Annotated in this window: 14 protein-coding genes; 4 read left to right on the top strand and 10 right to left on the bottom strand. The window is 63.7% G+C overall.

Translation table 11 applies throughout. The features are described 5' to 3' along the window. Positions 1 to 32 precede the first annotated feature (32 nt). Positions 33 to 1022, top strand: a complete 990-nt coding sequence (gene accD, locus G455_RS23675; protein WP_051312303.1) for an acetyl-CoA carboxylase, carboxyltransferase subunit beta — start codon at positions 33 to 35, stop codon at positions 1020 to 1022. Between the two features lie 118 nt (positions 1023 to 1140). Continuing rightward, positions 1141 to 2436, top strand: a complete 1296-nt coding sequence (locus tag G455_RS0108740; RefSeq protein WP_051312301.1) for a bifunctional folylpolyglutamate synthase/dihydrofolate synthase — start codon at positions 1141 to 1143, stop codon at positions 2434 to 2436. Positions 2437 to 2546: 110 nt separating this feature from the next. Here G455_RS0108740 and zapE read toward each other — a convergent pair whose 3' ends face one another. Beyond that, positions 2547 to 3617, bottom strand: a complete 1071-nt coding sequence (zapE, locus tag G455_RS0108735; RefSeq protein ID WP_028093355.1) for a cell division protein ZapE — start codon at positions 3615 to 3617, stop codon at positions 2547 to 2549. 145 nt (positions 3618 to 3762) lie between these two features. On the opposite strand from zapE, the gene G455_RS0108730 reads away from it, so the two are divergent. Next, a complete protein-coding gene (locus G455_RS0108730) occupies positions 3763 to 5004 on the top strand; it encodes an MFS transporter (RefSeq protein ID WP_028093354.1) in 1242 nt (413 codons plus the stop codon). A 64-nt stretch (positions 5005 to 5068) separates the two neighbouring features. Here G455_RS0108730 and G455_RS0108725 read toward each other — a convergent pair whose 3' ends face one another. The 6 genes from G455_RS0108725 to mbfA form a co-directional block, all read right to left on the bottom strand. After that, the gene (locus G455_RS0108725) at positions 5069 to 5992 is read right to left on the bottom strand and encodes an ornithine cyclodeaminase family protein (protein ID WP_028093353.1); all 924 of its coding nucleotides are present in this window, start codon (positions 5990 to 5992) and stop codon (positions 5069 to 5071) included. Further along, on the bottom strand, positions 5989 to 6609 hold the full coding sequence (locus G455_RS0108720) for an HAD family hydrolase (RefSeq protein ID WP_028093352.1): 621 nt from the start codon (positions 6607 to 6609) through the stop codon (positions 5989 to 5991). Before G455_RS0108720 ends, G455_RS0108725 begins: the two co-directional genes overlap by 4 nt. A gap of 69 nt (positions 6610 to 6678) precedes the next feature. Beyond that, positions 6679 to 7137, bottom strand: coding sequence for a YaiI/YqxD family protein (locus G455_RS0108715; protein WP_028093351.1), 459 nt, complete (start codon positions 7135 to 7137; stop codon positions 6679 to 6681). 5 nt (positions 7138 to 7142) lie between these two features. Continuing rightward, complete coding sequence (gene fghA, locus G455_RS0108710; RefSeq protein WP_028093350.1) at positions 7143 to 7973, bottom strand: S-formylglutathione hydrolase; 831 nt, start codon at positions 7971 to 7973, stop codon at positions 7143 to 7145. Between the two features lie 186 nt (positions 7974 to 8159). Continuing rightward, on the bottom strand, positions 8160 to 9086 hold the full coding sequence (locus tag G455_RS0108705) for an AEC family transporter (RefSeq protein WP_028093349.1): 927 nt from the start codon (positions 9084 to 9086) through the stop codon (positions 8160 to 8162). A gap of 59 nt (positions 9087 to 9145) precedes the next feature. After that, a complete protein-coding gene (gene mbfA, locus G455_RS0108700; protein WP_028093348.1) occupies positions 9146 to 10117 on the bottom strand; it encodes an iron exporter MbfA in 972 nt (323 codons plus the stop codon). A 134-nt stretch (positions 10118 to 10251) separates the two neighbouring features. Between mbfA and G455_RS0108695 the strand changes: the two genes are divergently transcribed. Next, entirely contained in the window at positions 10252 to 10869 is a 618-nt protein-coding gene (locus tag G455_RS0108695) for a TetR/AcrR family transcriptional regulator (RefSeq protein WP_028093347.1), read from the top strand. Between the two features lie 30 nt (positions 10870 to 10899). Here the strand turns inward: G455_RS0108695 and G455_RS0108690 are convergent, their stop codons facing one another. The 3 genes from G455_RS0108690 to G455_RS0108680 form a co-directional block, all read right to left on the bottom strand. Then, positions 10900 to 11673 carry an NYN domain-containing protein gene (locus tag G455_RS0108690; protein ID WP_028093346.1) on the bottom strand — a complete coding sequence of 258 codons (774 nt, stop codon included), beginning with the start codon at positions 11671 to 11673 and terminating at the stop codon, positions 10900 to 10902. A 55-nt stretch (positions 11674 to 11728) separates the two neighbouring features. Further along, positions 11729 to 12220: a GNAT family N-acetyltransferase gene (locus G455_RS0108685; RefSeq protein WP_154664357.1), complete on the bottom strand. Its 492-nt coding sequence runs from the start codon at positions 12218 to 12220 to the stop codon at positions 11729 to 11731. 51 nt (positions 12221 to 12271) lie between these two features. Further along, on the bottom strand, positions 12272 to 13261 hold a 990-nt coding region (locus tag G455_RS0108680; RefSeq protein WP_028093344.1), incomplete at its 5' end, for a zinc-binding dehydrogenase.

Genomic DNA, 13261 nt, shown 5'->3' with positions numbered 1-13261 from the left:
ATGCGCATCTGCCCCTGCGAGAGAGGCCCGACATGAACTGGATCACCAATTACGTCCGCCCGCGGATCAATTCGATCTTCTCGCGCCGGGAGATGCCCGAGAACCTCTGGCAGAAATGCGATGAATGCGGCACCATGCTGTTTCACCGCGAACTTTCTGACAATCTGAACGTCTGCACCAATTGCGGGCATCATATGGCGATCAGCCCGAGAGAGCGGTTCAAGGCCTTCTTTGACGGAGGCGTGTTTTCCGAGATCTCCGTGCCCGAGCCGATCGCGGATCCGCTGCAGTTCCGCGATCAGAAGAAATATCCCGACCGGATGAAGGCGGCGCAGAAGGCCACCGGCGAAAAAGAGGCGATGCTGGTCGCCCGGGGCGAGATTGGGCGCACTCCGATTGTCGCTGCGGCGCAGGATTTCCGGTTCATGGCGGGCTCGATGGGGATGTATGTCGGCAATGCCATCGTTGCCGCAGCGGAAGAGGCGGTGAAGCTGAAACGCCCGCTGATCCTGTTTTCCGCCGCCGGCGGCGCGCGGATGCAGGAAGGCATCCTGTCGCTGATGCAGATGCCGCGCACCACCGTTGCGGTGCAGATGTTGAAAGAGGCGGGGCTGCCCTACATCGTGGTGCTGACACATCCGACCACCGGTGGGGTGACCGCTTCCTATGCGATGCTGGGCGACGTCCAGATCTCCGAGCCGAACGCGCTGATCTGTTTTGCCGGGCCCCGCGTCATCGAGCAGACGATCCGTGAAAAGCTGCCCGAAGGGTTCCAGCGGGCGGAATATCTGCTGGATCATGGTATGTTGGACCGGGTGACGCCGCGCACCGAACTGCGGGACGAGCTGATCACCATCACCCGGATGCTGCTGGGGTTGCCGCCGGCGATTCGCGGTGACTTACCGGCCCCTGATGCAAAGGCCGGGGGCGTCGACGCGCCCGAGGATCAGGCGCCCGCCGCCAAGCCCGAGGCCGACGCCGGCAAGACCGACAAGCCGGCCAAGGTACCGAAGTCGAAATAGACCGGAAGGCCCGGACCCGGGGCGTGGCTGGCATTGACCTGTGGCGGCCCCGGGTGGATACCAGACTTGCATCATTTCCCCGCGCCCGGTCTTAGGGCGCTTTTCAGGCCAGACGATCATGCATTCCCAGAACCAGGCCCGGGATCGGGCGGCATCCGATGTCATTCTCGAACGGATGATGGCGCTGCATCCGAAGATCATCGACCTGACGCTTGATCGTGTCTGGCGGTTGCTGGCCGCGCTGGACAATCCGCAGGACCGGCTGCCGCCGGTGATCCATATCGCCGGCACCAACGGCAAGGGATCGACCCAGGCGATGATCCGCGCCGGGCTCGAGGCCGCGGGCAAGCGCGTCCATGCCTATACCTCGCCACATCTGGCGCGGTTTCACGAGCGTATCCGGTTGGCCGGGGAACTGATCTCGGAACCGGCGCTGAGCGCGATCCTGGACGAATGCTATGCCGCCAATGACGGTGGCAATATCACCTATTTCGAAATCACCACCTGCGCGGCGTTGCTGGCCTTTGCCCGCACGCCCGCCGATTACACCCTGCTCGAGGTCGGGCTTGGCGGCAGGCTCGATGCAACCAACGTGGTGGCGCGGCCGGAACTGACGATCATCACGCCGGTGTCGATCGACCACGAGGCCTTCCTGGGGGATACGCTGGCGAAAATCGCTTTCGAGAAAGCCGGGATCCTCAAGCGCGGCGTGCCCTGTGTCGTCGGCCCACAGGAAGATGAGGCGATGGAGGTGATCGAGGCGCAGGCCGCCAAGCTTGGCGCGCCTTTGATCGCCCATGGTCAACACTGGCATGTCCAGCGCGAGGGCGACCGGCTGGTCTATCAGGACGAGACTGGATTGCTGGACCTGCCGCTGCCGAACCTGCCCGGAGCGCATCAATTGCAGAACGCCGGAGCGGCGTTGGCGGGGCTGCGTCATCTGGGAATGGCGGAAGAGGCTTGCGAGGCCGCCGTCACCCGCGCCACCTGGCCGGCGCGGCTGCAGCGGCTGCGGAACGGTCCGCTGGTCGAGGCTGCCGGGCAGGCGGAGCTGTGGCTGGACGGCGGTCACAACCCGGCGGCCGGCCTTGCGCTTGGCGCGCATCTGGAAAGCCTGCCGAAACGGCCGACGCATCTGATCTGCGGCATGCTCAATACCAAGGACGTGACCGGTTATCTGCGACCGCTGGCCGGGCAGGCGCAGACGCTGACCGCCGTGTCGATCCCGGGCGAGGCCAATACGCTGTCCGCCGGGGAAACCGCTGCCGCCGCTGCGGCTGTCGGGCTGGACGCAGGGACTGCGGAAAGCGTGCGCGCGGCGGTTGAGCGGATTGTCGCGGCGGAACCGCAGGCGCGCATCCTGATCTGCGGGTCGCTCTATCTGGCCGGGACGATCTTGCGCGAAAATGGCTGACCGCCGCTCTTCGCCAGGGGCTCATCGCGGTGGCGCGTCGGGTGTGGCTTCCAGGTCTGGGGACTTGGGCTGAGGCCTGCAAGCGGGGGAATGCCTCAGAGGGGTCGGCATCAGTCCAGCGTCTGGCCCCAATCCTTGTCCTGCATCTCGCGCAGCCGGCTGGCGGTGCGTTCGAACTCGAAGACGCCCTCACCCTCGACATAGAGCATCTCCGGTTCGGCCGCAGCCGAGCAGATCAGCTTCACATGCGCCTCGTAAAGCGCGTCGATCAGGGTGACGAACCGCTTTGCCTCGTTGAAATTCGACCGTGACAGCAGCGGGATATCCTCGAGGATCAGCAGTTTCACCGCCTGGGCGATGGCGAGGTAATCGCCGGGGCCGAGGAAATGGGCGCAAAGATCGTAGAACCGCGCCCGGGCGATGCCGTTGCGATAGGCCGGCAGCTTGACCTCGCGACCTTTGACTTCGAGGATCAGCTCGGCGCCGGGGCCGCCGGCCAGATCGTCCCAGATCGCCTGGATGGCAGCATGGGCATCGGGGCCGGAGGGGGTGAAATAGACCGGCGATCCCGCCAACCGGTTCTGCCGGTAATCCTTGGGGCTGACCAGCTCGTGTACCACCATCTGTTCCTTGATCAGGGCGATGAAGGGCAGGAAAAGCTGGCGGTTCAGCCCGTTCTTGTAAAGATCGTCCGGTATCCGGTTCGATGTGGTGACGATGACCACACCGGCGTCGAACAGCATTTCAAACAGCCGCCCGACAACCATCGCGTCGGTGATGTCGGTGATCTGCATCTCGTCGAAGGCCAGCACCTTGACGCTGTCGATCACCGCCTTCGCGGCTGGCGCCAGGGCATCGGCGATCTCCTGCTTGCGGGCCTCGTGCATGGCGGCCTGGATTTCCTGCATGAAGGCATGGAAATGCACCCGGCGTACCGGGATGTCGCTGCCCAGAGATTCGACGAAGAGATCCATCAGCATCGACTTACCGCGTCCGACCCCGCCCCAGAGATAGAGCCCCTTGGGCGGCGGCGGTGCCTTGCGAAACAGACCGCGCTTGACCGGCTTGGCCAGGGCTGCGCGGATGCGTTCGAATTCGGGCAGGACGGCCTCCTGCGCGCTGTCGCGGTGCAGGGCGCCTTCGGTGATACGGGCGTTATAGAGGGCGAAGATATCCGACATGCGCGAGCCATAGCGCGGCAGTGCAGCATTGAAAAGCACTGAGGTGGGATCATCACCGTCGCTGATGCACCACAACACATTTCTGCGATTGATCTTCACCCCGGGGTCCTTACCCTGCGCGAACCTTTGGAGGGAGGAGAACCCGATGACCCGCCGCCTTGACAGTCTGACCCCGGTTCTGGTGGTCAGCTGTATCATTATCGCCGTCAGTTTCGCGGTGCGCGCCTCTTTCGGGGTGTTCCAGATCCCGGTGGCCGAGGAATTCGGCTGGGCCCGATCGGAATTCTCGCTGGCTATTGCCATCCAGAACCTGGCCTGGGGGATCGGTCAGCCGATCTTTGGCGCGATCGCCGAAAAGATCGGGGACCGCAAGGCGATCTTTCTGGGGGCGTTGACCTATGCCGCCGGCATGGTGCTGACCGCTGGGTCGATCACGCCGTTTGGGCACCAGCTTTATGCCTGGCTTGTGGGGTTTGGTATCGCCGGCACCGGTTTCGGGGTGATCCTCGCGGTGGTGGGCCGCGCGGCACCCGACGACAAACGCTCAATGGCGCTGGCAATCGCTACTGCGGCAGGCAGCTTCGGCCAGATGGTGGGTGCGCCGGTGGCGGAATGGCTGCTTGGGTTCCTGAGCTGGCAATCCACCTTCGTTGTCTTTGCGGTGCTGATCCTGACCCTGGTTCTGACGCTGCCCTTCCTGCGCGCACCGGTGGCCGCCCATGGGGCTGGCGTGGGGGAAAGCATGGGGGCGATCCTGATGAAGGCGCTGCGCGATCCCTCCTATACGCTGATCTTCCTGGGGTTTTTCAGTTGTGGCTATCAGTTGGGCTTCATCACCGCCCACTTCCCCGCCTTCGTGACCGAGCTGTGCGGCCCGATCGCGCCGGGCGGGTTGCTGCATGGGCTTGGCATCACTTCGACCTCGGCGCTTGGCGCGGTGGCGATTTCACTGATCGGCGCCGCCAATGTGGGCGGTACGCTGCTGGCCGGCTGGGCGGGCAAGTATTATTCCAAGAAATACCTGTTGTCGGCGATCTATGTCGGCCGAACCATCGTATCCGCGGCCTTCATCCTGTCGCCAATCACCCCGGGGTCGGTTCTGCTGTTCTCGGTGGCCATGGGCGCGATGTGGCTCGCGACCGTTCCGCTGACCTCGGGCCTGATCGCCCATATCTATGGGCTCAGGTACATGGGAACGCTCTATGGCATCGTTTTCTTCAGCCACCAGCTCGGCAGCTTTCTGGGCGTCTGGCTGGGGGGGCGGATGTATGATGTCTTCGGCGATTACACTTTTGTCTGGTGGATCGGCGTCGGCGTCGGCGCCTTCAGCGCGCTGGTGCATCTGCCGGTGAAGGAGCGCCCCCTGGAGCTGCGCGCGCTGGCCTGAGGTCGAAAACAGACAAGGCGGGCTTTCGCCCGCCTTGCGTCCAATGGTCCTGTCGATCGCGCGATTATTGCGCCGCTTCCCAGCGATCGAGGATATAGCGGCTGGTCATCAGATCCAGATGTGCGCCGCCGCCGTTCTTGAACAGGGTGATCTCGTCTTCCTTGCCCTGTTCGAAGGCGTCGAGCTGATAGAAATCCGCCAGGATATCGGCCTCGGTGATCACGCCTTCGTCCAGCGGGATCTGAATCTCGCCGATATGGCCGATGGTGGTGTCGCGGCTGTCGACATAGATCCTGGCGCGGCGAAGCGCCTCGTCATCGGTTTCGCGCATGTCCGGGCGATAGGCGCCGATCAGGTTCAGGTGCTGCCCCGGATGCAGCCATTCGCCCCGGATCATCGGCTGCGATGACATGGTGGCCGAAACGACGATATCCGCCCCGCGCACCCCGGCTTCGAGATCGGGGGCCAGATCGACGCTGCCGATCTGATCGGCCAGCGCCTCGGCCTTCGACAGCGTGCGGTTCCAGACCGAAATCTTCGCTTGCGGAAACGCCTCGGCGAAGGCATCGCACAGCGATCGGCCGACGGTGCCGGCGCCGCAGATCAGGATGCGTTCGCTGTCGGGGCGGGCCAGACGCCGCGCCGCCAGCAGGCTGTCGCCGGCGGTCTTCCATTTGGTGACCAGATGGAAATCCACCAGCGCCTCGAGCTGGCCGTCGAGATCGGAGAACAGTGTCACCGCCCCGTTGACCATCGGCGTGCCGTGGTCGGGGTTGCGGGGAAACACCGTGGCGGTCTTGACCAGGCTGCCCAGCCCGTCGATCCAGGCTGCCCGCGACAGCAGCGTGTCGGGGTCGCGATAGAGAAAGGTGTCGCCGATCTCGGCCTTAGGCAGGCTGTGGCCATCGGCCAGCGCCTGGGTCAGCTCCAGCCAGTCCAGCAGCTTTTCGCCCTCGGCAAAGGGGATGATGGGAATGGTCGTGCTCATTGCGCCTCCTCCTCGGTCAGCAAGCCAGTCGCGACCAGACGATCGGCCCAGTCGTCGGGCCCGGTGAAAAGATGGGTCTGCCAGCCGCGCGCGTCAGCCGCGGCGATATTGTCGGGCCGATCGTCGGTGAACAAAAGCGCCCCGGGCGTGACGCCGCAATCGTCCTCGACCATCTGATAGATTTTTGGATCGGGTTTGATCACCCCCATGTGGCCCGAGATATAGGGGCGGTCGAATTCCAGCAGAAAGGGATACTGCGTGGCAGCATAGTCAAAGCTCTCGATCCCGAAGTTGGTGAGCGAGAAGACCGGCACCCCCTTGGCCCTGAGCGCTCTGAGCAGCCGCACCGACCGGTCGATCGCCGGGGTGGCAAGCTCTATCCAGTGATCGTGCCACATGCGAATTTCATCGCGCCACTCCGGATAGGCCTCGGCGGTGGTATAGATGGTTTGGGTGAAATGATGGCCCATGTCGACCCGGTCATTCATGCCATGCAGATCGACCGCGGCGAACATGGCGCGGCGGCGATCCGGGCCAATCGTGGCATCATAGAAACGTTCCGGCTGCCATTCGATCAGCACGTTGCCGATGTCGAAAACCACGGCCTGAGGTTGCATCCTTGCGGTCCCTTCCCGCCAAGAAAATCCGGAATTTTCTTGGCAAATTTTCTCGAAGAAATTTGCGGCCTAGGGCTGTCGCCCCGCCGTCCTGATCTCGCGTTCCAGCGCGTCCAGAAAACGGGAGCGGTCGGCCTTTGTAAAGCCGCGTCCACCGCCGCCCGCGCCCAGCGGATTGGCCGCGCGCAAATCCGCCATCAGATCGCGCATGGCCAGTTGCTGGCCGATATTCGCCTCGGTAAAGGCCTCGCCGTTATGGCGCAGCACCCGGGCGCCGGCGGCGACGCATTTGGCGGCGAGCGGGATATCGCCCGTCACCACCACGTCGCCCGGCCCGCATCGCTCGGCGATCCACTTGTCGGCCTCGTCGGCCCCCTCGGCCACGATTACCGTCTCGACCAGCGGGTTCGGCGAGGGCCGGAGTCCGCCGTTCGAGACGACATACATCTTCAGCCGGTGGCGGGTCGCCACGCGTTCGGCCTCGGCCTTCACCGGACAGGCGTCGGCATCGATGTAAAGCGCGGCCATCGCTGTCAGGCCCAGAGGGCGCTGGCGTGGAAGGTCACATGGTCTTCCATGAAGGAAGACACGAAGAAATAGCTGTGATCATAGCCCTTCTGCATCCGGAATGTCGCCGGTTGCCGGCGCGAGGCAATGGCCGCAGCCAGAGCTTCGGGTTTCAGCAGATCCAGGAACTGATCGCTTGCCCCCTGGTCGATCAGGACCGGCCCGTTGAACCCCTTGTCCCGCATCAGAAGGCTGGCATCATGTGCCGCCCAGGTGCTTTCGTCGTCGCCGAGATAGGCGGCAAGCTGTTTGCGCCCCCAATCCGATCCGGTTGGATTGGCAATTGGCGCAAAGGCCGAGACCGAGCGGTAGCGGCCCGGCAGGTTCATCGCCAGGGTCAGCGCCCCGTGACCGCCCATCGAATGGCCGGTGATCGACTGCCGCGTCGGGTCGATGGCGAAAGTCTCAGTCAGCAGCGCCGGCAATTCCTCGGCCACATAGTCCCACATGCGGAAATGCGGTGCCCAGGGGGCTTGCGTGGCATTGACATAGAACCCTGCGCCCTGGCCCAGATCATAGGCGGCATCGTCGGCCACGCCTTCGCCGCGCGGCGAGGTGTCGGGAAAGACCAGCGCGATACCCTGTTCGGCGGCCCAGCCCTGTGCCGCCGCCTTGGTCATGGCGTTCTCGTGGGTGCAGGTCAGTCCGGACAGATACCACAGCAGCGGCACCGGGCCGTCTTGCGCTTCTTCCGGAAGGAAAAGGCCAAAGGTCATATCGCAGGCGCAGGCCGCGGACCTGTGCTTGTAGACGCCTTGCACGCCTCCGAAGGCGGTGTTCTCGGACAGGGTTTCCATGCTCGTTTACTCCAATATCGGCTTGTCTCTGGCTATCGGGACGGGGCGCTTGCGTAAAGGGCGGGCGCCGGCAGGGCGGCATTTTTCGGCATTCCTGCTCCAATAGTTTTCTTCTCGGCAAAAATACGGCGGGGTCCGGGGCAGCGCCCCGGTCCGACAGCGAGCATAATTGCGGCGACCCGGGCCTCAGCCGGCGATCAGCGAAATCACCACAGGAACCGAGATGATGCTCACAAGGGTCGAGATCAGGATCGCGGCCGAGGCCCGGTGTGGCGCGGCGTTGTAATGCTGGGCGATCATATAGACGTTGCTCGCCACCGGCAGGGCGGCGGTGGTGATGACCACGGTGGCGGCGAAGGGCTCGATCGGGAAGATCACCAGCACCGCCAGCGCGACAGCGGCCGGGTGCAGCACCAGCTTGCAGACCGACAGCCAGCCGGCGATCTGCAGCCGCTCGGCGGATTTCCCGGCAAGCGAGGCGCCGATGGCGAAAAGCGCGCCCGGGGTAGCGGCGCCGCCAAGGATGGACAGGAAATCGTTCAGCGGCTGCGGTACCGGCAGCGCTTGTGCCGACCAGATCATGCCGGCGACCATGGAGACGATCATCGGATTGCGTAGCAACCCCATTCCCATCACCCTGAGGGTCGAAAGCTTGACCCGACCGTCGCGGGCGCCGTTGATCAGCATCACCACCAGCGAGGAAAACACCAGAAGATCGACGATCAGCACCAGCATCAGCGGCCCCACGGCCTGGGGGCCGAACAGCATGGTCAGCATCGGCAGGCCCAGAAAGCCGGTATTGCCGATCACCGCACATTGCGCCTCGATCGCGGTGGTGGGGATGTCCTGGCGGCGGAACAGCGCCACCAGCGTGGCCAGCAGATAGACCGCCGCAGTACCGCAGAAATAGCCGAGCATCAGCCGCAGATCCAGAATCTCGGCCAGTGACAGATTGGCGACGACCCGGAAGATCAGCGCCGACAGTGGAAAGAAAAACACGAACTTGGTCAGATAGGCGGTCGCCTCCTGACTGATGAAGCGCGTCCGCCCGGCCCAATAGCCAAGGCCGATGATGGCGAAAAAGGGCAGGGTTCTGAGAAAGATATCGACCATGCGCAAGCGGTAGCGGTTGCCGCGCGTGCCCGCAAGCGGGACCCGACGCGGTCGCGCCCTCAGCCGCTGCCGATCAGGATGCCCGCCCCCAGAACCAGCGCACCGCCCAGCACCACCTGGATTGCGGCCCGGAAGAACGGCGTCTCCATGTACCGCTTCTGAATCCAGGCGATCGCCCAAAGCTCGCAGAAGACCACGGTGAAGGCGATGATGGTGGCGGTCCAGAAATGCGGGATCAGATAGGGCAGCGCATGGCCCAGGCCCCCCACCGCCGTCATCACGCCGGAGGCCAGTCCGCGTTTCAGCGGTGAGCCACGGCCCGAGAGCTGGCCGTCGTCCGAGGCGGCCTCGGTGAACCCCATGGAAATCCCCGCCCCGACCGAGGCGGCAAGTCCGACCAGGAAGGTGGTGGTGGTGTTCTGGGTGGCGAAGGCCGTGGCGAAGATCGGCGCCAGGGTCGAGACCGAGCCGTCCATCAGCCCGGCCAGGCCGGGTTGCACCCAGGTCAGCACGAATTGCCGGTGGGCGACGATATCTTCGTCATGGCGGCTGTCGTGATCCAGATATTCATCGGCCAGCTTGCCGGCCAGCGCCTCGTGCTTGGCCTCTGCGGCGGCGAGATCACCCAGAAGCTTGCGGGTCGAGGCATCGGTGCAGCGTTTGGCGGCATTGACGTAGAAGGCCTCCGCCTCCTGCTCCATCATCACGGTCTCTTCCCGAATCCGCTCGATGCCTAGATTTTCAACAAGCCAGATCGGGCGGCGCGTATAATATCCGGCCACATGCTCGCGCCGGATCAGCGGAATGGTGTCGCCGAACCGCTCTTTGTGGAGCGTGATCAGCCGTTGGCGATGGCCGTCCTCTTCCTGGGCCATGCCCTCGAACATCTTGGCAGTGGCGGGGAATTCCGCGCGCAAACGCTCGGCATAGCCACGATAGATACGGGCATCGTCCTCTTCCGAGGAAATCGCCAGAGCCAGAACCTCTTGTTCGTTCAGGTCCCGGAACCGCTTTCGAGAAAAGAACTGCATCTGCCCGCCTGTCTTGAGTTTAGATTGATTCTAAGTACATTGGAGGAAATCGCTCTGCAAGTCTCGCAAGCTAAGTCGTTGTTTCGTGTGAACTGCTGGGTTTATAGTGTTCTGGGTGGTAACGGAGTAAGGCGATGGGCAGCGCTTCTGCAGTCGTGCGAACCGGGAGGAAATTCGACCAGGTCCTGGCCGGGGCGCGCGAGGTTTTTCTGGCGGATGGGTTCGAGGGGGCCAGCGTCGACGACATCGCGCGGGTGGCCGGCGTGTCGAAGGCAACGCTTTACAGCTATTTTCCCGACAAGCGGCTGCTGTTTCTCGAGGTGGTCGTCAACGAATGCAATCTGATGGCCGCGCGGGCGCTGGATCACCTGGACAGAGCTCGCCCCCCGCGTGAGGTCTTGACCGAAGCAGCCCGAAAATTGTTGCACTCGCTGCTGTCGGAATTCGCCCAACGGGTGTTCCGCATCTGTGTGGCTGAACGCGACAGGTTTCCCGAACTCGGCAACGTCTTTTATACCTGTGGCCCTGAAATGGGCACCAGGCGGCTGAGCGATTATCTCGAAGAGGCGGTGGCCCGCGGGACGCTGGTGATCGACAATATACCGATGGCGGCGGAACAATTCACCGAACTTTGCAAGGCGCGGCTTTGGGCGCGGGCGATGTTCGGTGTGCAGACCGAATTCAACGATGCCGAGATCGAAGAGGTGGTCGCCTGCGCCGTCGACATGTTCATGGCCCGTTACGGCGCCTGAAAACCGCCGCGGCGGGCCGGGGCCGGCGGATCAGTCGATCCGCCGCACCAGAAGTTGATTGCCTTCGCTGGCCTTGGTCTCGAAGCGCTTCAGTTCCTTGATCAGTTCCGAAAGCTTCCGTTTGCCGTAGCTGCGGGTATCGAAATCCGGATTTGCGGCGGTGATATACTGCCCGATCTGACCCAGTGAAAACCATTCGTCCTCCTGGTCGATCGCGTCCATCGCGCGGGTCACCAGCTTGGTGGGATCCTCCAGTTCTGCGGGCGCTTCGCTGCTGGTCTGCGGCTCTGCCGGAGGCGGCGCGATATCGCGGGGCGAACTGGGTTTGGCCGGTTTCGGCCTGGGTTTGGCGGCCTCGGGCATCAAGTTTTCGACATAGATGAACCGTTTGCAGGCCTTGACGAAGGCGGCGGGGGTCTTGCGCATGCCGATGCCATAGACATCCAGCCCCTGTTCGCGGATGCGACTGGCCAGCCTGGTGAAATCGCTGTCCGAGGAAATCAGGACGAAACCATCGAACCGGCCCGAATGCAGGATATCCATGGCGTCGATCACCAACGCAATGTCACTGGAATTCTTGCCGGTGGTATTGGCGAATTGCTGATGCGGCAGGATCGCCAATGCCGCCAGCTTGTCCTTGGACCAGCCCTGCGGTGCGCCGCCGGAGAAATCGCCATAGATGCGCCGGATGCTGGCCTCGCCGAAGGAGGCGATTTCCTCGAAAATCGCCTCGGCATATTTGGCCGAGATATTGTCAGCGTCGATCAACACCGCCAGAAGCGGGGTATCGGGTTTCTGTGTCATGGGCGGGGCCTTTCCTTTCAGTCGTCTGTGACCCGAGCCGGCGCGTGATGCAACGTCAAAGCTGGCGGAACATCACCAGCGCGTCGACATTGCCCCTCTGGGGGTGGCGATAGGCTCCGGGCAGCCTGCCGACAGTCTCGAAACCGGCACGGGTCCAGGTGTCGACCGCGCGGGTATTGGTCGAGATCACGAAATTATACTGCATGGCGCGGAAGCCCGCCGCCCGAGCCCGGTCGAGGGAATCCGCCAGCATGGCGCGGGCGACACCTCTGCCCTGGGCCGCCGGCGCGGTGACGTAGCCGCAGTTGCACACGTGATCACCTCCGCCCGGTACATTGGCACGCAGGTAATAGGTGCCCAGAACCGCACCATCCCGTTCGGCTAGCAGCACGGTGTTCGCTGCAGCGAACCAATAGGCCTGCGCATCCCGGCGGCTCATGTCCCGGGGCAGCGCATAGGTCTCGCCAGCCCGGATCACTGGCTCCAGCATCGTCCAGATCACATCTGCGTCGGCCTCGGTCGCGGGGCGGATCGTTATATCGGTCATGGGTCTCCCGGGGTCAAATGCGCCCGGCCTGTCGGCCGGGCGCGGCTGTGATCAATATTCGACGACGGCGCGGATCGACTTGCCTTCATGCATCAGTTCGAACCCGTGGTTGATCTCCTCAAGCTTCAGCTTGTGGGTGATCATCGGGTCGATCTCGATCTTGCCGTCCATGTACCAATCGACGAATTTCGGCACATCGGTACGGCCCTTGGCGCCGCCGAAGGCGGTGCCCTTCCAGACCCGGCCGGTGACCAGCTGGAACGGGCGGGTCGAGATCTCGGCCCCCGAAGGCGCAACCCCGATCACCACCGACACCCCCCAGCCCCGGTGCGAACATTCCAGCGCATCCCGCATCACCTGCACGTTGCCGGTGGCGTCGAAGGAATAATCCACCCCGCCGATCTGATCGGCGCCGCGCTTGGTCAGATCGACGATCTGCTGCACCACCGGCACGTCCGATTTCGACGGGTTGACGAAATGCGTCATGCCGAACTTCTTCGCCATCTCGGCCTTGTCGTCGTTCAGATCGACACCGATGATCATGTCGCAGCCGGCCATCCGCAGCCCCTGGATCACATTGAGCCCGATGCCGCCCAGACCGAACACCGCCGCGGTCGAGCCGATCTCGACGCCCGCGGTATTGATCACCGCGCCGATGCCGGTGGTCACGCCACAGCCGATATAACAAATCTTGTCGAAGGGCGCGTCCTCGCGCACCTTGGCCAGCGCGATCTCCGGCATCACCGTGTGATTGGCGAAGGTCGAACAGCCCATGTAGTGATAGATCGGCGTGCCATCGAGCATCGAGAACCGCGTCGTGCCGTCGGGCATCAGCCCCTGGCCCTGGGTGTTGCGGATCGCGGTGCACAGGTTGGTCTTGCCACTGAGGCAGGACGGGCATTCACGGCATTCCGGCGTATAAAGCGGGATCACGTGATCGCCGGGCTTCAGCGTGGTCACGCCCTCGCCCACCTCGATCACCACGCCGGCGCCCTCATGGCCGAGGATGCAGGGGAAGATGCCTTCCGGGTCGGCGCCCGA

Source organism: Pseudodonghicola xiamenensis DSM 18339, from assembly GCF_000429365.1.
GTDB lineage: Bacteria > Pseudomonadota > Alphaproteobacteria > Rhodobacterales > Rhodobacteraceae > Pseudodonghicola > Pseudodonghicola xiamenensis.
Note: the sequence above shows the minus strand (reverse complement) of the source record. Positions and strands in the feature narration are given on the sequence as shown.

Coding starts and splice junctions, on each gene's coding strand:
- G455_RS0108740 (WP_051312301.1), top strand. CDS start 1,141: ATGCATTCCCAGAACCAGGCCCGGGATCGGGCGGCATCCGATGTCATT.
- G455_RS0108695 (WP_028093347.1), top strand. CDS start 10,252: ATGGGCAGCGCTTCTGCAGTCGTGCGAACCGGGAGGAAATTCGACCAG.
- G455_RS0108705 (WP_028093349.1), bottom strand. CDS start 9,086: ATGGTCGATATCTTTCTCAGAACCCTGCCCTTTTTCGCCATCATCGGC.
- G455_RS0108715 (WP_028093351.1), bottom strand. CDS start 7,137: ATGGCCGCGCTTTACATCGATGCCGACGCCTGTCCGGTGAAGGCCGAG.
- G455_RS0108730 (WP_028093354.1), top strand. CDS start 3,763: ATGACCCGCCGCCTTGACAGTCTGACCCCGGTTCTGGTGGTCAGCTGT.
- accD (WP_051312303.1), top strand. CDS start 33: ATGAACTGGATCACCAATTACGTCCGCCCGCGGATCAATTCGATCTTC.
- G455_RS0108685 (WP_154664357.1), bottom strand. CDS start 12,220: ATGACCGATATAACGATCCGCCCCGCGACCGAGGCCGACGCAGATGTG.
- fghA (WP_028093350.1), bottom strand. CDS start 7,973: ATGGAAACCCTGTCCGAGAACACCGCCTTCGGAGGCGTGCAAGGCGTC.
- G455_RS0108725 (WP_028093353.1), bottom strand. CDS start 5,992: ATGAGCACGACCATTCCCATCATCCCCTTTGCCGAGGGCGAAAAGCTG.
- G455_RS0108690 (WP_028093346.1), bottom strand. CDS start 11,673: ATGACACAGAAACCCGATACCCCGCTTCTGGCGGTGTTGATCGACGCT.
- G455_RS0108720 (WP_028093352.1), bottom strand. CDS start 6,609: ATGCAACCTCAGGCCGTGGTTTTCGACATCGGCAACGTGCTGATCGAA.
- mbfA (WP_028093348.1), bottom strand. CDS start 10,117: ATGCAGTTCTTTTCTCGAAAGCGGTTCCGGGACCTGAACGAACAAGAG.
- zapE (WP_028093355.1), bottom strand. CDS start 3,617: ATGTCGGATATCTTCGCCCTCTATAACGCCCGTATCACCGAAGGCGCC.